The sequence below is a fragment of the Arthrobacter sp. zg.Y820 genome, from assembly GCF_030125555.1.
Lineage (GTDB): Bacteria > Actinomycetota > Actinomycetes > Actinomycetales > Micrococcaceae > Arthrobacter_B.
In genome coordinates, this window is the sequence record NZ_JASKLX010000003.1 from 1 (window position 1) to 24,095 (window position 24,095).

Below are 24,095 nucleotides of genomic sequence, written 5' to 3' on the forward strand. Positions count from 1 at the left end.
GCCTTTTTTGGGTTTGAACAAATATACACATCCTCCGGAAAAAAAAATGGGGGGGGGGCCCCCCCGCCCCCCCACCCCAACTTAGCCTACTGGCGTTCGAAGGCCTTCTTGACAAGGATGTCCTGCTCGACGGCGTGGCGCTTGGCCGAGCCGGTCGCCGTGGACGCCGATGCCGGACGCGAGACCAGGCGCAGCGGCCGGTCCAGCTGTGCCGGCAGGTTCAGGCCGATGAACGGCCACGGACCCTGGTTGGCGGGTTCGTCCTGTGCCCAGACGACGTCGGCGTTCGGGTACTTGGAGATCGCGGCTTGGATCTCCGCTGCGGGCAACGGGTAAAGCTGCTCGACGCGGACGATCGCCGTCTTCTCGTCGCCGGTCTTCTGGCGGTTGGCCAGCAGATCGTAGTACAGGCGGCCGGAGACCAGGAGCACGCGTTCGACGGCGTTCGCGTCAAGGTCCGCGTGTTCCGGAATGACCGGCTGGAACGAACCCTGGGTGAAGTCCTCAACCGAGGTTGCCGCCGCCTTGAGGCGAAGCAGCTGCTTCGGCGTGAAGATGATCAGCGGCTTGCGCGGACGGCTGTAGGCCTGGCGCCGCAGCAGATGGAAGTGCGAGGCTCCCGTGGTGGGGTTGGCAACAATCATGTTGTCCTCGGCGCACATCTGCAGGAAACGCTCGATCCGGGCCGAGGAATGGTCCGGGCCCTGTCCCTCGTAGCCGTGCGGCAGCATCAGCACCAGCGACGAGCGCTGGCCCCACTTCTGCTCGGCGGAGGAAATGAACTCGTCGATGATGGTCTGGGCGCCGTTGACGAAGTCGCCGAACTGAGCCTCCCACAGCACGAGGGCGTCCGGGCGCTCCACCGAGTAACCGTATTCGAAGCCCATGGCGGCGAATTCCGAAAGCAGCGAATCGTAGATCCACAGCTTTGCCTGGTTCGGGTCAAGCTCGGCCAGGGGCGTCCACTCGGCGCCGGTGGCGCGGTCGTGGAAGGTGGCATGGCGCTGGGTGAACGTGCCGCGGCGCGAGTCCTGTCCTGCCAGGCGTACGGGCACGCCTTCCATGACCAGGGAGCCGAACGCGGCAATTTCGGCGAAGCCCCAGTCGATGCCGCCTTCACGCGACATCTGCTCGCGCTTCTCCAGCAGGGCCTTGAGCTTCGGATGGACGGTGAAGCCTTCGGGCACGGCGATGTGGGCCTTGCCGATGTGCGCCAGGACCTCGGCGGAGATGGCCGTGGAGGCCGGCGACACGATGGTGCTGCCTTCCTGCTGGGACGCGGGGCGCTCCAGATCGGAAACGGCTTCGGTGTCCTTGGTGATGACCGGCAGGGGAGAGGTCTGGGCGGCGTGCGTTTCAGCAAAGACCCGTTCCAGCCGGCCCTGGTAGTCACGCAGTGCCTGTTCGGCCTCTTCCTGGCTGATGTCACCGCGTCCGATCAGGGACTCGGTGTACAGCTTGCGCACCGAGCGCTTCGCCTCGATCAGGCTGTACATCATGGGCTGCGTCATCGAGGGATCATCACCCTCGTTGTGGCCGCGGCGGCGGTAGCAAACCATGTCGATGACGACATCCTTGTTGAAGCGCTGCCGGTAGTCGTAGGCCAGCTGAGCAATGCGCACCACCTGCTCCGGATCGTCACCGTTCACATGGAAGATCGGTGCCTGAACCATCTTGGCGACATCGGTGGAGTACACCGAGGACCGAGATGACGTGGGGGAGGTGGTGAAGCCGACCTGGTTGTTCACCACAATGTGGATGGTTCCGCCGGTGCGGTAGCCGCGCAGCTGGGACAGGTTCAGGGTTTCCGCAACCACGCCCTGGCCGGCGAAGGCCGCGTCGCCGTGGATGAGGATCGGCAGGACGGGGAATTCGTCGCCCTTGTCCAGCCGGTCCTGCTTGGCCCGCACGATGCCTTCGAGGACGGAGTCCCCGGCTTCGAGGTGCGAGGGGTTGGCGGCCAGATAGACCTTGGTCTGGTTGCCGTTGTCGGAGGTGAAGGTGCCTTCGGTGCCGAGGTGGTACTTGACGTCACCGGAGCCCTGCACGCTGCGCGGGTCCTGGGTGCCTTCGAATTCGCGGAAGACCTGGGCATAGGTCTTGCCGGCGATGTTGGTCAGCACGTTCAGCCGGCCGCGGTGGGCCATGCCGATGCCGACTTCGGACATGCCGTCGTCGGCCGCGCCTGAAATCACGGTGTCCAGGAGCGGAATCAGGGATTCGCCGCCTTCAAGCGAGAAGCGCTTCTGGCCGACGAACTTCGTCTGCAAGAACGTCTCGAAGGCCTCGGCCGCGTTGAGCTTGCTCAGGATGCGCAGCTGCTCTTCGCGGGTCGGCTTGCTGTACTTGGTCTCCAGGCGGTCCTGGAACCACTCGCGCTCGGCCGGGTCCTGGATGTGCATGTACTCGATGCCCGCGGTGCGGCAGTAGGCATCGCGGAGCACGCCGAGGATCTTGCGCAGCTTCAGCATCGGCTTGCCGCCGAAACCGCCGGTGGGCCACTCGCGGTCCAGGTCCCACAGCGTCAGGCCGTGGTTCAGGATGTCCAGGTCGGCGTGGCGGCGCTGAACATATTCCAGCGGGTTGGTATCGGCCATCAGGTGGCCGCGGACGCGGTAGGAGTGGATCAGCTGCTGGATGCGCGCAACCTTGTTGATCTGCTCTTCCGGGTTGACCTGGATGTCAGGGCTCCAGCGGACCGGCTCGTACGGGATGCGCAGCGATTCGAAGATCTCGTCATAGAAGCCCTGCTCGCCGAGGAGCAGCTGGTGAATAATGCGCAGGAACTCTCCGCTGCCGGCACCCTGAATGACGCGGTGGTCATAGGTGGAGGTCAGGGTGATGATCTTGGAAATGGCGTTGCGCGCCAGGATCTTCTCGCTGGACCCCTGGAACTCTGCCGGATAGTCAAGGGCGCCGGCGCCGATGATGCAGGCCTGGCCCTTGGAGAGGCGCGGCACGGAGTGGACCGTTCCGATGCCGCCCGGGTTGGTCAGAGAAATGGTGGTGCCCTTGTAATCGTCAGCCGTGAGCTTGCCGTTGCGGGCCTTCTTCACGAGCTCTTCGTAGGCATGCCAGAACTCCGAGAAGTTCAGGGTCTCGGCCTTCTTGATGTTCGGGACCACGAGGAGACGGGTGCCGTCCGGCTTGGGCATGTCAATGGCCAGGCCGAAGTTTACGTGCGCAGGCTGGACAGCAACGGGCTTGCCGTCCACGACGTCGTAATACACGTTCTGGGACGGGAACATGGCGGCCGCACGGATGATGGCGTAGCCAAGCAGGTGGGTGAAGGACACCTTGCCGCCGCGGGCGCGCTCAAGATGGCTGTTGATGACGATCCGGTTGTCAATCAGCAGCTTGGCCGGAACGGCACGGACCGTGGTGGCCGTGGGAACGCTCAGGCTGAGGTCCATGTTGGTGGCGATGGCCTTGGCCGGGCCGCGCAGGACACTGACCTTGTCATCCTCAGTCGCCGCTTTGTTGGGCTGGGTCTTGGGCAGCTGGGCCGGAATCGGAGGAGTCTTGCTCTCAGCTTCGGCTTTCGCCTCGGCGGGCTTGGAATCCTTGGCAGCGGAATTCGGTGCTGCCGTTTCCTTGGCGACCGGGGGCTTGCCGGACTGCTGGGTCGAAGCAGGGGATTCCCCGGAGGCCTTCGGCTTGGCCGCTTCAGCCTGCACTACCGGAAGCTGGCGCGTGGCCGGGTTGGCGGCCGACTGTTCCCGAGGGGCGGAGCCGTTGGCAGCGGAGCCGTTTCCGGCGGTGCCGGAGCCCTGCGCCTCGCCGTCCTTGAAGGAGTCGAAGATGCTCCACCACTTCTTGTCAACCGAGTTTTTATCCTTCAGGTACTGCTCGTAGAGTTCATCGACAAGCCACTCGTTGCCGCCGAATTCTTCCGGCAGCCGGTGGTTGGATTGGTCTGGCACTGTTAATACGCCTCTTCCATGAGTTGCCTTTTGCCCTGATTGGCACCATGTCTGAGGGCTGAAACCCACAAAGCTCACTGGTGCGGCTCGGCCGGTGAGCAGTGACCGAGACTTCATGCCAGTCTAGTGACATTTCGGGACAACTGGCCAATTCCCGTTTGACATCCATCACGTTCCTGCTCCGCCGGCCCCCGGCCCCGAACAACGGCCGCTCCGAAGCGCAGGGGCGCCGGTGTCTGCAATGTGTGTACTTGTGGCGGCCTGTGGCGGCGAAAATTCAAACCTGTAAACTGGAAAATCTATGGACAGTTTCTCTAGGCGCCGGCCTGCAACCCGGTCCGCAGCTCCTGCGGACCGCTCGCACAGAGCCGGCCACGCCCGAACCCAGACGCACCGAACCCCTCCTGCCGCATCGGAGCCTTCCAGACCGGCCTCGGCCGATCATCCTCCGCCTGCACCGCGCAGCGATAATTCTCCAACCCTTCGTTTCCCCGGAACTTCCGGAACCGATCCGGCCGCGGAACTGTTCCGCCGCCCAGTTGCGGTGGAGGCCTAATATGGAATGGCTGTATCTAGCCTTTGGCCTGGTGCTGATTCTCGGCACCGGTTTTTTTGTGGCAGTCGAGTTTTCCCTGGTGGCACTGGACCAGCCGACGGTCCGCCGCGCGGTGGAAAACGGCGACAAGGCGGCAGAGCCGCTGCTGCGCTGCCTGACTTCCCTGTCCACCCAGCTCTCCAGCTGCCAGCTGGGCATTACCCTGACGACGCTGCTCACCGGATTTGTCATGGAGCCCTCGGTGGGCAGGCTGCTGCAGCCTCCGCTGGCCGGTCTGGGACTGCCGCCCGTCGCCGTGGACTCCGTCTCGGTAGTGGCCGCCATGATTCTCGCGACCTTCCTGTCCATGCTGCTGGGTGAGCTCATCCCCAAGAACATGTCCATTTCGCTGCCCTTCCGCATGGGACGGGCCCTGGCCCGTCCTCAGCTGGCGTTCACCGTGCTGTTCAAGCCGGCCATCCTGCTGCTGAACGGATTCTCCAACAAGGTGCTGCACCTCTTCGGCTTGGAGGCCAAGGAAGAGGTGACCGGCGCGCGTACGCCCGCCGAGTTGTCCTCCATGGTCCGCCGCTCGGCCGAAATGGGCACTCTGGACCAGGGCACCGCAAACTTCCTGTCCCGCACCTTTTCGTTTGCGGAGCGTACGGCTGCGGATGTCATGACGCCCCGCATCCGGCTGGAGACCATTGATTCCGAGCAGTCGGTGGCCGATGTCATCGAGGCCGCCCGACGAACCGGCTATTCCCGCTTTCCCGTCCTCGGGGATTCCCCGGATGACATCCGCGGCGTGGTCCACGTCAAGAAGGCGGTGGCCGTGCCGCGCAGCCGGCGGGACCACCTCCCCGCCGGCGCCATCATGAGCGAGGTGCTGCGCGTGCCGGAGACGGTTCACCTGGACAGCCTGCTTTCCGAACTGCGCGGAGCCAACCTCCAGCTCGCCGTCGTCCTCGACGAGTGGGGCGGAACCGCCGGCGTCGCCACGCTGGAAGACCTCGTGGAGGAGATTGTCGGAGAAGTCTCCGACGAACACGACAAGATCAAGCCCGGGGTGCTGCAAAGTGCGGCGGGCGCCTGGTATTTCCCCGGCATCATGCGGCCTGATGAAGTCTCCCGGCTGGTGCCGCTGCTGAACATCCCGGACGAAGCCGGTTACGAGACCGTGGGCGGATACATCATGGCCGAGCTCGGACGGATTGGCCGGGCGGGTGACCACGTGGAGGTCGACGGCGGCCTGCTGGAGGTCGAGCGCATGGACGGGCGCCGGATCGACCGCGTCAGTTTCGTTCCGCAGGAAAACGAGGACGATCCCGCCGCAGCCGATGAAAGCGTGCAGCCACCCGGGCAGGAGTCCGGCACACAGTCCGCTGCGCGGCAGGCCGCAGCTCGGGAAGCCGCAGTTCAGGATGCCGCAGCGAAAAGATCAGCGGCGAAGGATGCCGCCGGCAAGGGGGACCAGCGATGAGTGACCTGATGGGCATTTTCTGGCTGGTGGTGCTGCTGATCGGCAACGCCTTCTTCGTGGGCAGCGAGTTTGCCGTGATGTCGGCCCGCCGCAGCCAGATAGAACCGCTGGCCGACGCCGGCTCCAAGCGGGCAAAGACCACGCTCTGGGCCATGGAACATGTGTCCCTGATGCTCGCTTGCGCGCAGCTGGGCATCACCGTGTGCTCGCTGCTGATCCTCTCCGTGGCCGAACCGGCAATCCACCATCTGCTGGCTGCTCCGCTGGAGGCCATTGGGCTGCCGGTGGAAATCGCCGACGGCGCCGGGTTCCTGGTGGCCCTGCTGATCGTTACCTTCCTGCACGTGACCTTCGGGGAGATGGTTCCGAAGAACATTTCCGTGTCCGTGGCAGACCGGGCGGCGCTCCTGCTGGCGCCCCCGCTGGTGCTCATTTCCCGGGTGGTGCGGCCGATCATCTTCAGCCTGAACTGGCTGGCGAACCACGCACTGCGGGCCATGGGCATCACGCCCAAGGACGAGGTTGCCTCGGCGTTCACGCTGGAGGAGATGCAGTCGATCGTGGAGGAATCCACCAAGCACGGGACAGTTGCCGATGACTCCGGAGTCATCTCCGGTGCCCTGGAGTTTTCCGGGCAGTCGGCGGGCACCGTCATGGTTCCGCTCGACGAGCTCGTCACGCTGCGCACGGACACCACTCCGGCGGAGTTCGAGAAGGCGGTGGGACGCACCGGGTTCTCCCGGTTTGTCCTCATGGACGAGCAGGGAAACCTGACGGGCTACATGCACCTGAAGGACATCATGGCCATTCCGGCCGATGCCTACGACCGGCCGCTGACCGAGAACAAGGTGCGGACCCTGGCGAACCTTCGGCTGGACGACGAAATCGAGCACGCCCTGGCCACCATGCAGCGCACCGGTTCCCACCTGGCGCGTGTTTTGGGCCCGGACAACCAGACGCGCGGAGTGCTCTTCCTGGAGGACATCATTGAGCAGCTGGTGGGCGAGATCCGGGATGCCACCCAGGCGCAGGGCTTCCGCCGGTCCGGAGAAAGCTACTCGGAATAGGTCCCGGGCGGGCCCGCGGCAACAACGCAGGCTTTGATGCGAATGATTCGCGTTTAGGTTATGCTGGTGGGAGTTCTGCAGCGCAGGGCTCCCGCCAGACTCTTTTAATCTTCACCATCCACGCCGGAACAGGGACACCAACACTTATGCAACGCTTCTCCGTCCGTCTTGCCGGGGTCCTCCTGACCGGCGGAGCCCTTGCCCTGACCGGCTGTTCGGCAAGCCCGGACTCCGATTCCGCCGGCACGGGGGAGGACACACTTGACATCGTTGCCTCCACCAACGTGTACGGCAACATCATGGAGACCGTGGGCGGGGACGCCGTCAACGTCACGTCGATCATCGACCGGCCGAGCCAGGATCCGCACTCCTACGAGGCCTCGGCCCGCGACAAGCTGGCCGTCACCGATGCCGACCTGGTGGTGCTTAACGGCGGAGGATTCGACACCTTCATGGAACAGCTGGTTGCCGACGCCGGCATCGACAGCGCCGACGTCCTCAACCCGGTCGAAATCTCCGGACTGGAGGACGCCGAAACCCACGACGACGGCGCCGGCGCGTCCCCGGATGCCTCAGCCGAATCGGAGGGCGATGACCATGACCATGACCATGGCGGGCACGAGCACGGGTCCTTCAACGAACACGTCTGGTACAGCCCCGAAGCGATGGGGCTGCTCGCCGAAGCCGCAGCGGAACGCCTGGCAGTCCTGGACCCGGACAATGCATCCGCCTACCGCGACAACGCCGCTGAATTTGAGGACGGCATAACGGACCTCACTGCTGACCTGGCCGAAGACAAGGCGGCAGCGGGCGGGCGGAATGTGGCCGTCACCGAACCCGTTCCCGAGTATCTCTTCGAAGCCGCCGGCCTGCACAACGTCACTCCGGCCGACTTCACGTCGGCCGTCGAGGCGGGCTCCGACGTCCCCCCGGCCGTGCTGAACGAGCTGCAGGAACTGCTGCGTTCCGGTTCGATTGCCTTCCTGGCCTTCAACACCCAGACTGCAACGTCACAAACCGAAGCTGTCCGCACCACGGCGGAAGAGGCCGGCGTCCCGGTCCTGGACTTCTCCGAAACCCTTCCCGAAGGCTCGGACTACCTGACCTGGATGGGCGAAAACGTGGCTTCCATCGACGACGTGCTGCGGTGACCGGTCCGGTAGTACGCCTGCGGAACGCGGGGCTGTCCTTCGGGCGCCGGACCCTGTGGGACGGACTGGACCTGGACATCAGGGCCGGTGAATTCCTCGCCGTGCTGGGGCCCAATGGGTCCGGCAAGACCAGTTTCCTCAAAGTCCTGCTGGGGCTGCAGGAGCTCACCCAGGGCTCAGTGGAGATCAATGGGCAGCCAGCCAGGCGCGGCAGCCCCGACATCGGCTACATCCCCCAGCAGAAAGCCTTTGGACCGGGAACCCCGCTGCGGGCCCGGGACCTCGTGGGCCTGGGCGTGGACGGCAACAAGTGGGGGCTGCGCCTGAAGCGGGCACCCGTTCGGCGCCGCGTTGACCAGCTGCTGGAACAGGTCGGAGCCACCAGATACGCCAATGAGCCGGTGGGCCTGCTCTCGGGCGGCGAGGTTCAACGGCTGCGCGCTGCCCAGGCGCTGGCCACTGACCCCGACCTGCTGCTGTGCGACGAGCCGCTGCTGTCCCTGGATCTGCACCACCAGCAGGCCATCAGTGCGCTGATCGACCGGAGGTGCCACGAGCAGGGTTCCGCCGTGGTGTTTGTGACCCACGAGATCAATCCCGTGATCGACTACGTGGACCGCGTCCTGTACCTGGCCGGCGGCACCTTCCGCACCGGCACGCCGGCGGAAGTGCTCCGTTCGGATGTGCTGTCCGAAATGTACGGCAGCCGGGTGGAAGTGCTCCGCAGCCACGGCCGGATCGTTGTCCTCGGCATCCCCGACGCCACCACCCACGTACACGGAGAAAGCGAGGACGAGCATGGACTTGCGTGAATTCTTCTCCGCCGTCTTCGACTTCAGCGACTACGGGCAGCTGCTGCCGCTGGTCACCAATTCCATCTGGGCTGCCGCGATCCTTGGGCTCGTGGGCGGGCTGATCGGCACCTTTGTCCTGATGCGCGATCTTGCCTTCGCAGTGCACGGGATCGCCGAACTGTCCTTCGCCGGTGCAGCTTTTGCGCTGCTGATCGGCGCCAACGTGGTCCTTGGTTCCCTCATCGGTTCCGTGGCCGCCGCGCTCCTGCTGGCCGTGATGGGGCTGAAAGCGCGGGACCGCAACTCGGTGACGGGCGTCATCATGCCGTTCGGCCTCGGCCTGGGGATCCTGTTCCTTGGCCTCTACGAGGGCCGGTCGGCCAACAAATTCGGGCTGCTGACCGGGCAGATCGTTGCCGTGGACACCGTGCAGCTGAACCTGCTGGCCGGCACCGCCGTCGTCGTCATGGCCGGTCTTGTCCTGATCTGGCGGCCGCTGACCTTCGCCAGCGCCGACCCGGAACTGGCCGAAGCACGAGGCGTCCCGGTGCGCGTGCTGTCCATTGTCTTCATGATCCTGCTGGGGCTGTCGGTTGCCCTGTCGATCCAGGTTGTCGGCGCCCTGCTCGTGCTGTCGCTGCTGATCACGCCCTCGGCGGCCGCGCTGCTGGTGACGTCCTCCCCGCGGCTGGTGGTGCTGCTCAGCGTGCTGTTTGCCGTGGCCTCATCCGTGGGCGGCATCCTGCTGGCGCTGGGCGGACGGATTTCGATCAGCCCGTACATCACGACGATCTCGTTCCTGATCTACCTGGCTTGCCGGCTCATCAAGCGCAGCCGCACCAGGGGGCGGGTCCGGACGGGCGCGGCCGCCGCCTAGCGGCAACGCTGAAGAATCCGCGCCTAGGACCCTGACGCTTCCGAACATTCAGGGCAGAGTCCGAAGATCTCCACTGTGTGGGCAACCTCGGTGAAGCCGTACTGGGCACCCAGGCCCGCGGCCCAGGCCTCCACGGCCGGTGCCTCGACTTCCACCGCTTTGCCGCAGCTGCGGCACACCAGGTGATGATGGTGGTGCTCGACGGCGCAGCGGCGGTAGAGCGCCTCGCCCTCGCCGTTGCGGAGCACGTCCACCTGGTTGTCCTCGGCCATGGACTGGAGAATGCGGTAGGTCGTGGCCAAGGAAATGCTGTCGCCGCGCTCGTGCAGCAGGCGGTAAAGCTCCTGCGTGCTGATGAAGTCATCGAGCTCATCCAGGGTTCGGCCCACCGCCAGGCGCTGGCGTGTGACCCGCTGCTCCGGGCCGCGCTTGGCGGGCTGGGACGTCTCGGATGACATGCTCACTCCTTGGAACGGTGATGCCCGGGCCGGCGGGCCGGATAATCCGGAAGCTGCACCGGCAGCTGAACTGAACTCACCGACCGGGGCCGGCGCAACTTACAGATTATCGCACCGGACAGGGCAGGGCCCCGGGCCGCCCATCCGCTGCCCGGCTTGCCCGCCGCTACGGGTCCGGTCAAGAGAACCGAGGGGTACTCTGACCGTATGAAACTGACCAAGTACACCCACTCCTGCGTGCGCCTGGAGCGCGACGGCAATGTCCTGGTGCTGGACCCCGGCACTTTTTCGGAAGTGGAGGAGGCCCTCACCGGCGCGCATGCCGTCCTGATCACCCATGAACACGCCGATCATTTGGACCGGGACCGGGTCTTGGCGCAGCTCCGCGCGAACACGTCCCTGGTGCTGTACGCGCCGGCGGCGCTGGCCGCCGGACTGCGCGCGGCGGCGGCCGGAGACAGCAGCGGCAGCGGCAGCGACGCCGAGGGCCCGGCAGGCCGAATCCTCGACGTGGAGCCGAACAGCACCTTTTCCGTTGCCGGCTTCGAGGTGCAGTCCTTCGGCGGGCAGCATGCCCTGATCCATTCCCTGGTCCCGGTGGTAGCCAACGTGGGCTACCTGATTGACGGAACGCTCTACCATCCGGGGGACTCCTTCGTGGTGCCCAACGGACTCACCGTCCGGACCCTGCTGGTGCCCATCCACGCGCCGTGGTCCAAGGTCGGGGAAGTCATCGACTTTGTCATTGCCTGCGGCGCGGAACGGGCCTACCCCATCCACGACGCACTGCTCAACGAAAACGGACTGAACGTCGCCGAAGGGCACGTCACCCGGTTCGGGGAACTGTACGGGACCGTCTACCGGCACCTGTCCGCGGGCGAGTCGGTCGAGGTATGAGCGGGCCGCTCATTGATGTTCCGGGCCTGCAGGAACTGTTGGCATCAGGGCAATCAGTGGTCCTGCTGGATGTGCGGTGGGCGCTGGGCAGCACCGACGGAAACAAGCAGTACCAGCGCGGCCACATCCCCGGCGCCGTGTATGTGGACCTGGAAAAGGAACTGGCCGCACCGCCAGGAAAGGGCGCCGCGGGCCGGCATCCGCTGCCCGATCCGCAGGAATTCGCAGAGATTGCCCGGGGCTGGGGAATCTCGCAGGGCGACACCGTGGTGGCTTACGACGCCGTCGGCGGCACCTCGGCCGCCCGGGCCTGGTGGCTGTTGCGGCACGCCGGGCTGGACTCCGTGTACCTGCTCGACGGGGGAGTCGTGGCCTGGCACCGTGCCGGTTTGGCCCTGGAAGGCGGGACAGTGGTGCCGAAGCCCGGTGATGCGGAGCTGACCTGGGGGAAGATGCCGGTCCTGGAAATGTGGGACGTCCCCGCGCTGATAAGCGGCGGAAAGCTGCTCGACGCGCGGGCCCGGGAACGCTACCGCGGCGACCGCGAGCCCGTGGACCCGCTTGCCGGGCACATTCCCGGGGCGGTCAGCGCGCCGTCGGCGGGGAACCTGACTGCCGAGGGAACGTTCCGCTCACCCGAAGAGCTGCGGGCATCCTTTGAGGCTCTGGGGGTGCGCCCGGATGCCCCGGTGGGCGTGTACTGCGGCTCCGGCGTTACGGCCGCCCATGAGGTGGCGGCGCTGGAACTTGCCGGCTACCGGGCAGCGCTCTACCCCGGATCCTGGTCGCAGTGGTCCTCCACGAAGGGATCTCCGGTGGCCGTGGGGCAGAAACCGGGCGAATGGCCCGGAACCGGGCAAAGGCGATAGCGTCTAATCATGATGAGAGGCCGTCCCGTACCCCCGCCGCTGCACCTGGTGGTGCCTGATGCTGTGCCGTCCGGCAGCGCACCAGCCTCCGCCACCCCTTCCGAAGGAGCAACCATGCCCACCCTCTTCACCAAGATCATCAACGGCGAAATTCCCGGCCGGTTCGTCTGGAAGGACGATGACGTGGTGGCGTTCCTGAGCATCGGTCCGCTCAGCGACGGACACACCCTGGTGGTTCCGCGGCAGGAGATCGACAAATGGACCGACGCCCCGCCGGAGCTGCTGCAAAAACTGACGTCAGTGGCGCAGGCCATCGGCCGGGCCCAGATCGCGGCTTTCGGCTCCGAGCGGGCCGGCCTCAGCATCGCCGGGTTTGAGGTCGACCACCTGCACCTGCACGTCTGGCCCACCAACTCCCTGCAGGACTTCGACTTCAGCAAGGCGGAGTCCAACCCGGACCCCGAGCGGATGGCTGCCAGCGCGGACAAGCTCCGGGAAGCGCTGCGGGCGGCCGGACACGGCGACGTCGTACCGGCGCAGTAAGCGGGACCCGCCCCGGCCGGACTAGGCCGGGGCGAGTGCAGCGTTCAGCGCGGTCCGGATGCGCTTTTCCGACACGGACCGCACCGTGCCCAGCTCCTGCGCAAAGAAACTGATCCGCAGCTCCTCGATCATCCAGCGGACCTCGGTGAGCGCGGGCGGGGTGCCGGCTCCGGGCAGCAGCGCCGCCACGGCGTCGTCGTAGTCGTCTTCCAGTGCCTGCACCACCGCCATCTGCTGCGCGTCGCGCTGGACATTGGTGGGCAGCTTCTCCAGACGGCGCTCGATGCCGGCCAGATACCGCGGCAGGTGCGTCAGCTGGGCGTACCCGGTGCGGGCGACAAACCCGGGGTAGACCAGTGAATCCAGCTGGGCGCGGATGTCATTGAGGGCGCTGATCAGGGCCAGGGACTGCGTGCCCTTCAGCGCCTTGGTGATCCGGCGGGTGCTGGAGAGAATCTTCTCCACCGTGGCGGTTACCGTGAAGACCGTGTCGATCAGCTCGGCACGGACCTTCTCATACAGTTCATCGAATTCGGTGCGGGTCCAGGGGAGCGCCTCGGGAGTGAGCTTGTCCACCGCCGCCAGCGTGCAGTCCTCAATCAGGGCCGCCACTGAACCGTGCGGATTCTGGCTGAAAGTCAGCTTCTCGGTGTTGCTCAGGTGCTCCAGCACGTATTTGGCCGGGCTGGGAACGCGCAGCACCAGCAGCCGGATGACGCCGCCGCGCATGGCGACTGCCTGTTCCCCGGCATTTTGGAACATCCGCAGGCCGACGGTTTTCCCCTCATCGACCAGTGCCGGATAGCCGGTGACCATGTGCCCCGCCACGAGGCGCTGCACCTGCCTGTCCACGGTGCCGACGCTCCACTCGGTCAGCCCCGATTTCTCGGCCAGCGACGGCCCGGCTCCGGCGGTTTCCGGCTGCCGCTGCCCGGCGCTGCCGGCGGCTCCGGCCCCCTTGCCCTTTCCGGCCCGCTGGCCGGGTCCCTTGGACGTCACCGTTTTCGGGGTGGCGCCCAGCGACTCGGCAATGGCACGGCGGGTGGCAGGGGCCAGGGATTCCTGCAGGGCAGCGAGGTCCTTGCCTTCGTCGAGGACCTTTCCGGAACCGTCCACCACCGAGAAGCTCATCCGCAGGTGTTCGGGGACGGCTTCCCAGTTCCAGGAACCGGGCGGAATGATGTGCCCCTTGAGCCGGCGCAGGGCCAGTTCCAGGGACGGTTCCAGGGCGTCGGAGGCGGGGTCGAAGTTCTCGGCCAGCGCCGCGGCGGCTGCCCGGGCCACGTCCGGCGCCGGGATGAAGTTCTTGCGGACAGCCTTGGGCAGGGACTTGATCAGCGCGGTGATCAGTTCGGCGCGCAGACCGGGAATCTGCCACTTGAACGGCTCGGGATCCAGCTGGTTCAGGAACAGCACGGGCACCTCGACGCTCACGCCGTCGCCGGCTCCCGCGACGCCCGGGGAGAACTCGTAGGTCATCGGCAGCTGGAAATCGCCGTAGGTGAAGATCTTCGGGAAGTCGTTCTCATCCAGGCCGGCGGCGTCGTCGGTGCGCAGCGCCTCGGGATCGAAGTCCAGCAGCGCCGGGTTCTCGTGCCGCGCGCCCTTCCACCACTTGTCGAAGTGCCGTTCGGAGACCACTTCCTTGCCGACGCGCTCGTCGTAGAACTCGAACAGGGTCTCATCGTCCACCCGCAGGCCGCGGCGGCGGACCCGGTTCTCCAGTTCCTCCACCTCGGCCAGCAGCGCCTGGTTGCGGTGGAAGAACTTGTGGTGCGTGCGCCAGTCGCCCTCCACCAGGGCATGGCGGATGAACATCTCGCGGGACAGCTCCGGATCGACCCGGCCGTAGTTGATGCTGCGCTGCGGAATGACCGGCACGCCGTAGAGCGTGACCTTCTCGTAGGCCATCACCGAACCGCGGCTCTTGGACCAGTGCGGTTCGCTGTAGCTGCGCTTGATCAGGTGCGGGGCCACCTCCTCGACCCAGAGCGGATCGAACTTCGCCGCGACGCGGGCCCAGAGCCGGGAGGTCTCCACCAGCTCGGCGGCCATCACCCAGTCCGGGGTCTTCTTGAACAGGGCGGAGCCGGGGAAGACGGCGAACCGGGTGCCGCGGGCGCCGGCGTACTCCCGCTTGCGCTGGTCGTACAGGCCGATATGGCTGAGCAGGCCGGCGAGCAGGCTCATGTGGATCTCCTTGTCGTGCGCCACCGGGTCCACCGGATCCGGGCTGAGCGTGATGCCCAGCGGCTTGGCGATCTGGCGCAGCTGCGCAAACAGGTCCTGCCATTCCCGGATGCGGACGTAGTTCAGGAACTCGTTTTTGCACATCCGCCGGAACGCGGAGGAGGAGAGTTCCTTCTGCTTGTCCTGCAGGTAGCGCCAGAGGTTCAGGTAGCCGGTGAAGTCGGAGTTCTCATCCACGAACCGCTTGTGCAGTTCGGCGGCCTTCTGGGCCCGGGCGGCGTCGTCCTTGTTCGGCCGTTCGCGCGGATCCTGGATGGTCAGGGCGGCGGTGAGCACCATGACTTCCTTGGCGCAGCCGCGGGCGCCGGCCTCCACGATCATCCGGCCCATCCGGGGGTCCACCGGCAGCTGCGAGAGCTTGCGGCCCACCGGAGTGATGGCGCCGGAGGCTTCGAGTGCGCCGAGCTCTTTGAGCAGGGTGGCGCCGTCGTTGATGGCCTTGGAATCCGGCGGCTGCACAAACGGAAAATCAGCGACGTCCTTGGGGCCCTTGGCAACGCCCATGGCTGACATCTGCAGGATGACGGCCGCCAGGTTGGTGCGCAGGATTTCCGGATCGGTGAATTCCGGCCGGGCCTCGAAGTCCTCCTGCGAGTACAGCCGGATGGCGATGCCGTCGGAGACGCGCCCGCAGCGTCCCGAGCGCTGGTTGGCCGAGGCCTGGGAAATGCGCTCGATCGGCAGCCGCTGCACCTTGGTGCGGTGCGAGTAGCGGGAGATGCGGGCCGTGCCGGTGTCGATGACGTACTTGATCCCGGGCACGGTCAGCGACGTCTCGGCGACGTTGGTGGCCAGGATGATGCGCCGGTGCTTGCCGGGGTGGAAGACCTTGTGCTGGTCAGCCATCGACAGCCGGGCGAACAGGGGCAGGATTTCGGTGCCCTGCAGCCGGGGAACCCGCTGCACCGAGGAGCGCAGCGCGTCGGCGGCGTCGCGGATCTCGCGTTCGCCGGAGAAGAAGATCAGGATGTCGCCCGGAGCCTCGCGGGAGAGTTCCTCGACGGCGTCGCACACGGCGTCCACCGGGTCGCGGTCTTCCTCGAGCTCGTCGTCGGAGTCCTCGTCGTCGGAGCCGCCGTCCGCGGGCTGGTTCAGCGGCCGGTACCGGATCTCCACGGGAAAGGTCCGGCCGGACACCTCGATGATGGGCGCGGGCTTGCCGTCAGCGGCGAAGTGCTCGGCGAAGCGCCCGGGATCGATAGTGGCCGAGGTGATGATGACCTTCAGGTCCGGGCGTTCCGGCAGCAGCCGGCGCAGGTAGCCCAGGATGAAGTCGATGTTCAGGCTGCGCTCGTGGGCCTCATCAATGATGATGGTGCTGTACTTCTTCAGCTTGCGGTCGTGCTGGATCTCGGCCAGCAGGATGCCGTCGGTCATCAGCTTGACCTTGGTCTGCCGGCTGGTTTCGCCGGTGAACCGCACCTGGTAGCCCACCTCGGCGCCGAGCTCGACGTCGAGCTCCTCGGCGATGCGCTCGGCCACCGTCCGGGCAGCGAGCCGGCGCGGCTGGGTGTGTCCGATGAGACCCGTCTCTGCCAGCCCGAGTTCCAGGCACATTTTGGGGATCTGCGTGGTCTTGCCGGAACCGGTTTCGCCCGCGATGATCGTCACCTGGTTGGCGGCGATCGCAGCCATGATGTCTTCGCGGCGCTCCGAAACGGGCAGCTGGGCGGGATAGGAAATAGTCAGTGCCATGATTGATCCCAGTCTAGTGGCTGGAACCGGCAGCTTTCCCGGATTCCGCCGACGGCTGGACGGCGGCGGCCCGGAGGAGCAGGGAAGCGGCGGCACTGGCCTGTTCCCGCATTTCGGCAGGCGCCAGGATCTCGAAGTCGACGCCCAATCCGGCCAGATACATCAGGGGCAGGTCCAGCGAGTCCCAGCCGCCCCGCAGGATCGTCGATTCCGGACCGTCGGCTTCCAGCGTGGCGGCTTCGGGCGGGATCCGGTCCCGCAGATCGGCGAGCGGCGCCGCCAACCGCAGGACGACGTCGTACCGGGACGGAAAGCGGGTAATCGAATCCTGCACGTAGGCGGCCATGTCCCTAGCCGGCAGGGGCCGGGGGAAGAAGCGCTCGCGGACGGCCGGGATGCTCTGGCAGCGGTCCATGCGGAAGGTCCGCCAGTCCTGCCGTTCCAGGTCCCAGGCGGCCAGGTACCACCGCCGGCCGGTGCTGACCAGCTTGTACGGTTCCACCAGGCGCCGTCCCGGGGCGGCGCCGACGGCGGTGTAGCGGAAGGCGACCACCCGCTGTTCGGCGATGGCTCCGGAGAGGGCCGTGAGGGTTTGCGGATCAACACTCGCGGCGTTCCCGGCGAGGACGCTGACTGACTGGCGGAGCGCGGAAAACTTGGGCCGCAGGCGGCCCGGCAGCACCTGTTCCAGCTTGGCCAGGGCACGGACCGAAGCTTCGCCGATGCCGGCGACCGGGCCGGTGGCGACGGCGGCCAGTCCGAGGGCGACGGCGAGCGCTTCGTCGTCGTCGAGCAGCAGCGGCGGCAGCTGGGCTCCGGACCCGAGCTGATAGCCGCCGGCAATGCCCGGGGACGCCGAGATCGGATAGCCCAGGCTGCGCAGCTTGCTGATGTCGCGGCGGACCGTCCGTTCGGTGACCGTCATCCGTTCCGCCAGCGCGGCGCCGGTCCACTCCCGCCTCATTTGCAGCAGCGACAGCAGGTGCAGCAGGCGTGCTGAGGTTTCCAACATGGTCACCAAGTTACTCCCGCCCGAGGACAGAAGCTGTCCTGATCTGCAATTGTTCGGGGCTCGGCGGCCATATGCCTGCAGCGCCGTTCGGCGGATCGGCGGAAGGTACGAATTTCCACCGCGACGTCGGCGCCAGCCCCGCTGCGTACCGCCGGGCCTTCCGGGGTTCCGCGGCCGCAGGCTAGCCGGTCCGGTTGCGGATTTCATTGCGCCCGTACCGCCCGGTCGGTACGCTCGGCGGACGACAGAATCCAGCTTCAGCTCGAAGGAGAGCCATGACCGAGTTTCCGGCACCACCTGAACAGCGCACCGCCGTCGTCACGGGAGCGGGCCGCGGCATCGGCGCCGCCATCGCGTCCCGGCTCGCCGCCGACGGCCACCGCGTTGCCGTCCTTGACCTCCGCGAAGAGGACACCGCGGGCACGGTTGAGGCCATTAACAACTCCGGCGGCAAGGCGGTGGGGGTGGGAGCCGACGTTTCCGATGCCGCCGCCGTGGACTCCGCGGTGGCGCGCATCGCCGAGGAGCTGGGCGCACCCACCATCCTGGTCAACAACGCGGGGATCCTGCGGGACAACCTGCTGTTCAAAATGACCGACACGGACTGGGATGCGGTCATGAGCGTGCACCTGCGCGGGGCATTCCTGATGAGCCGTGCGGTGCAGGTCCACCAGGTGCGGGAAAAATGGGGCCGCATCGTCAACCTGTCCAGCACCTCGGCGCTGGGCAACCGCGGCCAGGCCAACTACGCCGCCGCCAAGGCGGGGCTGCAGGGGTTCACCAAGACCCTCGCCGTCGAACTGGGCCGCTACAACGTGACGGTCAACGCCATCGCCCCCGGGCTGATCGAAACCGCCATGACCCGGGCTACGGCGGACCGCGTCGGTGTTCCCTATGAGGAGTTCATCCGGCAGGCAGCCGCCGACATTCCCGTGGGGCGGGCGGGCCGGCCCGCCGACATCGCCGCGGCGGCGTCGTTCTTCATCCGGGAGGAAGCATCCTTTGTCTCCGGACAGGTGTTGTACGTCGCCGGCGGACCGAGGGGCTGACCATGGCACACTTTGCTTCTGTGGATGAGCTGGAAGCCGCGGTTGGATCGCGGGAGACCAGCGACTGGATCACCATCGACCAGGACCGCATCGACCGGTTCGCCGACGCAACCGATGACCATCAGTGGATCCACACCGATCCCGAGCGCGCCGCGGCGGGGCCCTTCGGGGCCACCATCGCGCACGGCTTCCTGATCCTCTCGCTGCTGCCGGCGCTCGCCTCCGGCCGGATGAGCGTGGACGGGACGGTCATGGGCATCAACTACGGGCTGGACCGCGTGCGCTTTCCCCATCCGGTGCGCGTGAACAGCCGGGTGCGGACGGTGTCCGAGCTGGCCAAGGTGGACATCACCCCTGCGGGTGTCCGAGTCATCTCCAACGTCACCGTGGAGCTGGAGGGGGCGGACAAGCCGGCAGCGGTTGCCGAGTCCATTTCCCTGTACGTCATGGCCTGACGCCGCCGGCGAAGGGGTTCGATCAGCCCGAAAGGGCCCTGCACATCAGTTGATGTGCAGGGCCCTTGGCGGTTGCCGAGCCTTGCGTCGGGGTCTAACTACTTCGGGATTCGGTTACTGAGGGATCCGGTCACTGCGGGATGCCGTTCGCCGGCATGGCGGGGCGCTCCTCGGTGTAGGGGCTGACCGAATCGCCGTCAACCGCGTACGGGGTGCCGGTGTAGGACTGCACGCCGCCGGAGACGAGCGTGATCATTCCGCCGGTGTAGCCGGCGTGGCTGTCCGCGCTGAAGCCCAGCGGCACGTGCCCGTTGCCCTTGACGTTGCCGGATTCGAGCGCCTCCAGCAGCGACTCCCGGGTGGGGTTCTCACCGGCTTCCTTCAAGGCCTCAACAAAGAGGTAGCCCACTGACATGCCGAAGATGGTGTTGCCGTCGAACTCCGCCCCGGGGTTGTATTCCTCGTTGATTTCGGAGAACTTCGCCGTCCACTCGTCCGTCTCGTCGGAGTAGGCCGGAAGATAGTTGGCGCTGATGAAGCCCTCCAGGAGCTTGTCGGTGTTTTCTCCGAGGTAGCTGGCCAGGGTGTTGTAGTCGCCGCCGGCGGAAGACGCTGCCCACTTCGGAAAGTAGCCCAGCTTGGCGGCGGTCCCGATGGCCTGGGCGCTGAATCCGTTGATCGAGGCCAGGAAGTTCACGTCGCAGCCGGCCGCCTGCAGGGCGCTGATCTGCGCGGCGACGTCGGTGTTTGCCGTGGAGTAGACCTGCGAGCTGGCCAGCCCGTCACTGCCCAGCGCCGACTCGAGCCCGGTCTTGAAATCGGCGCCGAAATCGTCGTCCTGCCCGAAGAGGCAGTACGTGCCGTCCGGAAACTCCTCCTGCACGTAGGTGGCCAGGACTTTGGCTTCGGTGTCGTAGTCCTGCATGAAGCCGTAGGTGTACGGATATTCCTCGGGCTGGTTCCACGTCGGGCTGCCCGAGGCGACAAAGAGGTCCGGAACCTCGTTGTCGTTCAGGAAATCCAGCACGGAGCTGTGCGGCGGTGTGCCCAGGCCGCCGACCAGGGCGAACACTTCGTCCTGGAGCACCAGCTCCCGCACCACGCTCTGCGTGTTCGCGGGGTTGTAGCCGTCGTCCTTGACGCTGTATTCGATGGTGCGGCCGTGCACGCCGCCGTTGGCGTTGACGTAGTCGAAGTAGGCCTTCGTTGCCGGCGAGATGGAGGCATAGCCGGCGGCGGCGGGGCCGGTGAGGGGCTGGTGGGTTCCCACCTTGACGGTGGTGTCGGTGATGCCGGGCACGTCTTCGGCCTCGGCGGATTCACCGCCCCCTGAGGACCCGCAGGAGCCCAGGGCGAGGGCCGCCGTGACGGCGGCGGCAAGGACTGTGTACTTGGTTCTGGTCATTGCTGGCCTTTCGTGGTGGATAGATTCACTGGCAGGGGAGGGGAACCCGATGCCGAACCGGCAGCGCCGGAGACATCGGAAGAGGCTTCACCGGAAGTTTCGGGAGCAGCTTCGCCGTCGGCGGGGTGCGGGAAGCCCGCCGACGCCGACGCCGCGGATGACGACGACGGCCGCCCGGCGGCGGGGGAGCGCCGGCCGCGAATCCTGCGGGCGGCTGCGGAGAGCAGCCCCTGAAGGCCGCGCGGGGCGAGCAGGATCACCAGCACCAGGACAGTCCCGAACACCGCGATGGCCAGGTTTCCGTCCAGCCGCTGGGCGACGTCGGCGGAGACCGGAAGGTCTGCGGTGAGGGAATTGATGGAGTAGGGCAGGAACACCAGGATCAGGGCGCCCCAGACGGCGCCGGTGAGCGAGCCGATCCCGCCGATGACAGCCGCCATCAGCAGGTACAGGGACAGGACCAGCGAATACGCTCCCGGGCTGGCACTTTGCGTGATGTAGGCGAGCAGGCCGCCGCCCAGTCCGGCGGCGGCGGCGCTGACGGTGAAGGACGCGATCTTGGTTCGGGCAACGTTGACGCCGGAGAGGGAAGCGGCTGCGTCGTTGTCGCGCACCGCCCGCAGCTGGCGCCCGAAGCGTCCGCGCAGCAGGTTGTTCAGGACAACCATGACGGCGACGGCGCAGATAATCGCCAGCCAGGACTGCCACTGCTCGTTGCTGACGATGCCGCGCAGCGAAGCCGGGCGCTTTTCCACCGTGATCCACAGTCCCTGATCTCCGCCGAGCACGCCGGAAAAGGTGCTGGTGACCGCCGGAATGGCCACGACCAGCGCCATGGTGAAGCCGGCCAGATAGGGACCGTGCAGCCGCCCGGCGGCGCAGCCGATGATCAGGCCCAGCACCGCGGCGCCCAGCACGGCGGCAACGAGCGGGGCCAGCAGCAGGAGCGGGCCTTCGATCCCGGCCTCGGCCAGGGCGTTGGCGGAGAGGGCATAGGCGTACGCGCCGGCGGCCATCAGCGCCGCCTGCCCCAGGGAGAGCTGGCCGCCGGTGCCGGTAAGTACGGTCAGGCCGGCCACCGCGCACAGATAGGCGCACACCGTGGCCAGCTGGTAGGACGTGTACGGTTCCACCACAAAGGTCAGCCCAATCAGCAGGCCGGCGGCTGCCGCGGCAATCAGCAGGGTGCGGAAAGGGTTCATACCGTGCGCTCCTTAGTCATCGAGAACAGTCCGGCAGGGCGCAGGAGCAGCACGGCCAGAAGAAGCACCAGCACGGCGATCGGGGCCAGGGTGGCGCCGAGATAGCCGCTGACCCAGCTGAGCACCACGCCGACGGCGAGGCCTCCGGCGACAGCACCTCCGGCGGAATCCAGCCCGCCCACCACGGCGACGGTGAAGGCATAGACAAAGACGGTGTCGACCGCGTGCGGGTTCAGCCCCAGTTCGGTGGGGATGATCAGCAGGGCCGCCAGTGCTCCGACCGCGGAGGACAACGCCCAGCCCAGGGTCAGCATGCGGGAGGACCGCACCCCGAGCAGCCGGGCCAGTTCCGGGGCGAAGGCGGCCGCGCGCAGCCGCAGCCCCAGGGAAGTCCTCGTGAAGAGCAGGGCCAGGCCCGCCATGATCGCCGCTATGCAGGCGAAGATGAACAGATCGTAGGGGGAGACGGCGCTGACGCCGCCCAGGGAGATCGGTGAGGTGCTGAACGGCGTGGCCATCGATTTGTAGCCGTTTCCGAAGATCATGCCCAGGACGGCCTGGATCACCAGCAGCAGCCCCAGTCCGGCGATCACCGAGTTCAACGGGGAGGTGTTCCCCACGAAGCGCATAACGGTCCGCTCGACCAGGGCGCCCAGGACCAGTCCCGCCACGACGGCGGATGCCAGACCCAGCCAATAGCTGCCGGTGGCGCTGGTGACGGTGAAGGCGACGTAGGTGGTGGCCACCGCCATGGCACCCTGCGCGAAGTTCACGATGCGGGCGGCGCGCCAGATGATGACGAGGGAGAGCGCGAAGGCAGCCAGCACGGCGCCGCGCGCCAGGCCGTCGACGGTGAGGAAGAGAAATCTGTCCATCAGAACCCCAGATAGGTGTGGCGAAGGTCGGTATCCGCGGCCAGGTCGGCAGCGGGGCGGGAGGCGACAACACTGCCCAGGTTGAGGACGACGCCGTCGTCGGCCACAGCGAGCGCGCTGCGGACGTTCTGCTCGATCAGGAGGACGGTCAGGCCGGTGTCCTCGCGCAAGCTGCGCAGCAGGCCCAGGATCTGGGCCGTGATCCGCGGCGCCAGGCCAAGGGACGGTTCATCGAGCAGCAGCAGGCGGGGTCCGGCCATGAGTGCCCGGCCGAGGGCGAGCATCTGGCGTTCGCCGCCGGACAGCTGGTGCCCGGCAGCCTTGCGGCGGCGGTCCAGCGGCTCGAAGAGTTCATACATCCGGGCACGCAGGGCGGAGGCGGCGGCCCGGTCGCGGCGCCACAGCCCGCCCAGGCGCAGGTTCTCGTCCACGCTGAGCTCGGTAATGACTCCGCGTCCCTCCGGCACCAGCGCGATGCCGCGCCGAACCATGTCCTCCACTTTGACGGCGGCGAGATCCGCGCCGTCGAAGTGAATGCTGCCGCCCGTGGGCCGCAGCTGGCCGACAACGGTGCGCAGCAGGGTGGTCTTGCCCGCGCCGTTGGCGCCGACGACGGCGGTGATGCTTCCCGCCGCCACCGTGAGGCTGACGCCGTGCAGCACGGGAATGGGGCCGTAGCCGGCGCTCACCGAGTCCAGGACCAGCAAATCGCTCATGCCGGATCCACCCCCAGATAAGCGTCGGTGACCGCCGGATTGGCGCCGATCTCCGCCGGTGTTCCCTCGGCGATCAGCTTGCCGAAATCCAGGACCGCAATGCGCTCGCAGACACTCATCACCAGGTCCACATGGTGTTCCACAAGCACCACTGAGCAGCCGGTCTGCGGAATCCTGCGGATGATCTCCGCCAGCTCCTCGATGTCCTCGTGGGCGAGCCCGCCGGCGGGTTCGTCCAGGAGCAGGAGCCGGGGCGCGCCCGCCAGCGCCCGTGCCAGCGCCACCTTCTTGCGGATTCCGTACGGCAGCGTGTCCGGGAGGGCGGTCGCCCGGTTTACGATGCCCAGGTCATCCAGCGCCCGGAGTCCGCGGTCCCGCAGCTGCGCCTCGCCGTGCCGGGACCGCGGCAGGAGCAGGGCATCCTGCAGGGCGTTGTGCCGCGCGGTGACTTCCAGGCCGAGCATCACGTTCTCCAGCACGGTGAGGCCGGGAAACAGCCCCAGCCCCTGCAGGGTTCGGGAGACCCCGTGGTGGACAAGACGGTGGTGCTTGGGGCGGAAGGCCTCGCCGTCGAGCTCCAGGGAACCTGCAGCGGGCGTGTTGAAACCGCAGACCACATTGAACAGCGTTGTTTTCCCGGCTCCGTTGGGGCCGATGATGCCGACCACGGTGCCGGCCGGAACCTCGAGGGACACCGCGTCCAGCGCCGTGAGGCCGCCGAAGCGCACGCTGACCTCGTTGAAGCGCAGGCGGGGCGGTAAAACCGACTGGTCGGTATGTAGCTCGTTCATGCGGACTCCATTGTCTCGGTGAAGAGGTGCGGTACTCGGCGACGCTTG

At 67.0% G+C, this 24,095-nt stretch carries 19 protein-coding genes; 10 read left to right on the top strand and 9 right to left on the bottom strand.

Going from position 1 to position 24,095, the window contains the following annotated elements:
- Nucleotides 1–86: 86 nt before the first annotated feature.
- A complete protein-coding gene (locus QNN99_RS04125) occupies nt 87–3,923 on the bottom strand; it encodes a multifunctional oxoglutarate decarboxylase/oxoglutarate dehydrogenase thiamine pyrophosphate-binding subunit/dihydrolipoyllysine-residue succinyltransferase subunit (RefSeq protein ID WP_229965168.1) in 3,837 nt (1,278 codons plus the stop codon).
- Between the two features lie 557 nt (nt 3,924–4,480).
- Between QNN99_RS04125 and QNN99_RS04130 the strand changes: the two genes are divergently transcribed.
- The 5 genes from QNN99_RS04130 (at nt 4,481) to QNN99_RS04150 (ending at nt 9,830) form a co-directional block, all read left to right on the top strand.
- Complete coding sequence (locus QNN99_RS04130) at nt 4,481–5,941, top strand: hemolysin family protein (RefSeq protein WP_229965169.1); 1,461 nt, start codon at nt 4,481–4,483, stop codon at nt 5,939–5,941.
- On the top strand, nt 5,938–7,008 hold the full coding sequence (locus tag QNN99_RS04135; RefSeq protein WP_229965170.1) for a hemolysin family protein: 1,071 nt from the start codon (nt 5,938–5,940) through the stop codon (nt 7,006–7,008). The genes QNN99_RS04130 and QNN99_RS04135 overlap by 4 nt, the downstream gene beginning before the upstream one ends.
- Nucleotides 7,009–7,154: 146 nt before the next feature.
- Nucleotides 7,155–8,159, top strand: coding sequence for a metal ABC transporter substrate-binding protein (locus tag QNN99_RS04140; protein ID WP_229965171.1), 1,005 nt, complete (start codon nt 7,155–7,157; stop codon nt 8,157–8,159).
- Nucleotides 8,156–8,971: a metal ABC transporter ATP-binding protein gene (locus tag QNN99_RS04145; protein ID WP_229965172.1), complete on the top strand. Its 816-nt coding sequence runs from the start codon at nt 8,156–8,158 to the stop codon at nt 8,969–8,971. The genes QNN99_RS04140 and QNN99_RS04145 overlap by 4 nt, the downstream gene beginning before the upstream one ends.
- Nucleotides 8,958–9,830 carry a metal ABC transporter permease gene (locus QNN99_RS04150; RefSeq protein ID WP_229965173.1) on the top strand — a complete coding sequence of 291 codons (873 nt, stop codon included), beginning with the start codon at nt 8,958–8,960 and terminating at the stop codon, nt 9,828–9,830. The genes QNN99_RS04145 and QNN99_RS04150 overlap by 14 nt, the downstream gene beginning before the upstream one ends.
- 23 nt (nt 9,831–9,853) lie before the next feature.
- On the opposite strand, the gene QNN99_RS04155 is transcribed toward QNN99_RS04150, so the two are convergent.
- The gene (locus tag QNN99_RS04155; RefSeq protein WP_229965174.1) at nt 9,854–10,288 is read right to left on the bottom strand and encodes a Fur family transcriptional regulator; all 435 of its coding nucleotides are present in this window, start codon (nt 10,286–10,288) and stop codon (nt 9,854–9,856) included.
- Nucleotides 10,289–10,495: 207 nt separating this feature from the next.
- Here QNN99_RS04155 and QNN99_RS04160 point away from each other — a divergent pair, with 207 nt between their 5' ends.
- From QNN99_RS04160 to QNN99_RS04170, 3 genes are all read left to right on the top strand, one after another.
- On the top strand, nt 10,496–11,185 hold the full coding sequence (locus QNN99_RS04160) for an MBL fold metallo-hydrolase (protein WP_229965175.1): 690 nt from the start codon (nt 10,496–10,498) through the stop codon (nt 11,183–11,185).
- A complete protein-coding gene (locus QNN99_RS04165) occupies nt 11,182–12,054 on the top strand; it encodes a sulfurtransferase (RefSeq protein WP_229965176.1) in 873 nt (290 codons plus the stop codon). Before QNN99_RS04160 ends, QNN99_RS04165 begins: the two co-directional genes overlap by 4 nt.
- Before the next feature lie 114 nt (nt 12,055–12,168).
- Nucleotides 12,169–12,597 carry an HIT family protein gene (locus QNN99_RS04170; RefSeq protein WP_229965177.1) on the top strand — a complete coding sequence of 143 codons (429 nt, stop codon included), beginning with the start codon at nt 12,169–12,171 and terminating at the stop codon, nt 12,595–12,597.
- A gap of 21 nt (nt 12,598–12,618) precedes the next feature.
- On the opposite strand, the gene hrpA is transcribed toward QNN99_RS04170, so the two are convergent.
- Entirely contained in the window at nt 12,619–16,542 is a 3,924-nt protein-coding gene (gene hrpA, locus QNN99_RS04175) for an ATP-dependent RNA helicase HrpA (protein ID WP_229965178.1), read from the bottom strand.
- Nucleotides 16,543–16,555: 13 nt separating this feature from the next.
- Complete coding sequence (locus QNN99_RS04180; RefSeq protein ID WP_229965179.1) at nt 16,556–17,554, bottom strand: helix-turn-helix transcriptional regulator; 999 nt, start codon at nt 17,552–17,554, stop codon at nt 16,556–16,558.
- Nucleotides 17,555–17,829: 275 nt separating this feature from the next.
- Between QNN99_RS04180 and fabG the strand changes: the two genes are divergently transcribed.
- Together fabG and QNN99_RS04190 are read left to right on the top strand one after the other, a co-directional pair.
- A complete protein-coding gene (gene fabG, locus QNN99_RS04185) occupies nt 17,830–18,603 on the top strand; it encodes a 3-oxoacyl-ACP reductase FabG (RefSeq protein ID WP_229965180.1) in 774 nt (257 codons plus the stop codon).
- A gap of 2 nt (nt 18,604–18,605) precedes the next feature.
- Complete coding sequence (locus tag QNN99_RS04190) at nt 18,606–19,058, top strand: MaoC family dehydratase (protein WP_229965181.1); 453 nt, start codon at nt 18,606–18,608, stop codon at nt 19,056–19,058.
- A 130-nt stretch (nt 19,059–19,188) separates the two neighbouring features.
- On the opposite strand, the gene QNN99_RS04195 is transcribed toward QNN99_RS04190, so the two are convergent.
- From QNN99_RS04195 to QNN99_RS04215, 5 genes are read right to left on the bottom strand one after another with little or no spacing between them, the layout of a single operon-like run.
- Nucleotides 19,189–20,463 (bottom strand): ABC transporter substrate-binding protein, encoded by a 1,275-nt coding sequence (locus QNN99_RS04195; RefSeq protein ID WP_229965182.1) that lies wholly within the window; start codon nt 20,461–20,463, stop codon nt 19,189–19,191.
- Nucleotides 20,460–21,665: a branched-chain amino acid ABC transporter permease gene (locus QNN99_RS04200; protein WP_229965183.1), complete on the bottom strand. Its 1,206-nt coding sequence runs from the start codon at nt 21,663–21,665 to the stop codon at nt 20,460–20,462. Before QNN99_RS04200 ends, QNN99_RS04195 begins: the two co-directional genes overlap by 4 nt.
- Nucleotides 21,662–22,540: a branched-chain amino acid ABC transporter permease gene (locus tag QNN99_RS04205; RefSeq protein ID WP_229965184.1), complete on the bottom strand. Its 879-nt coding sequence runs from the start codon at nt 22,538–22,540 to the stop codon at nt 21,662–21,664. Before QNN99_RS04205 ends, QNN99_RS04200 begins: the two co-directional genes overlap by 4 nt.
- Nucleotides 22,540–23,256 (bottom strand): ABC transporter ATP-binding protein, encoded by a 717-nt coding sequence (locus QNN99_RS04210; protein ID WP_229965185.1) that lies wholly within the window; start codon nt 23,254–23,256, stop codon nt 22,540–22,542. Before QNN99_RS04210 ends, QNN99_RS04205 begins: the two co-directional genes overlap by 1 nt.
- Nucleotides 23,253–24,047 (bottom strand): ABC transporter ATP-binding protein, encoded by a 795-nt coding sequence (locus QNN99_RS04215; RefSeq protein WP_229965186.1) that lies wholly within the window; start codon nt 24,045–24,047, stop codon nt 23,253–23,255. Before QNN99_RS04215 ends, QNN99_RS04210 begins: the two co-directional genes overlap by 4 nt.
- Nucleotides 24,048–24,095 lie beyond the last annotated feature (48 nt).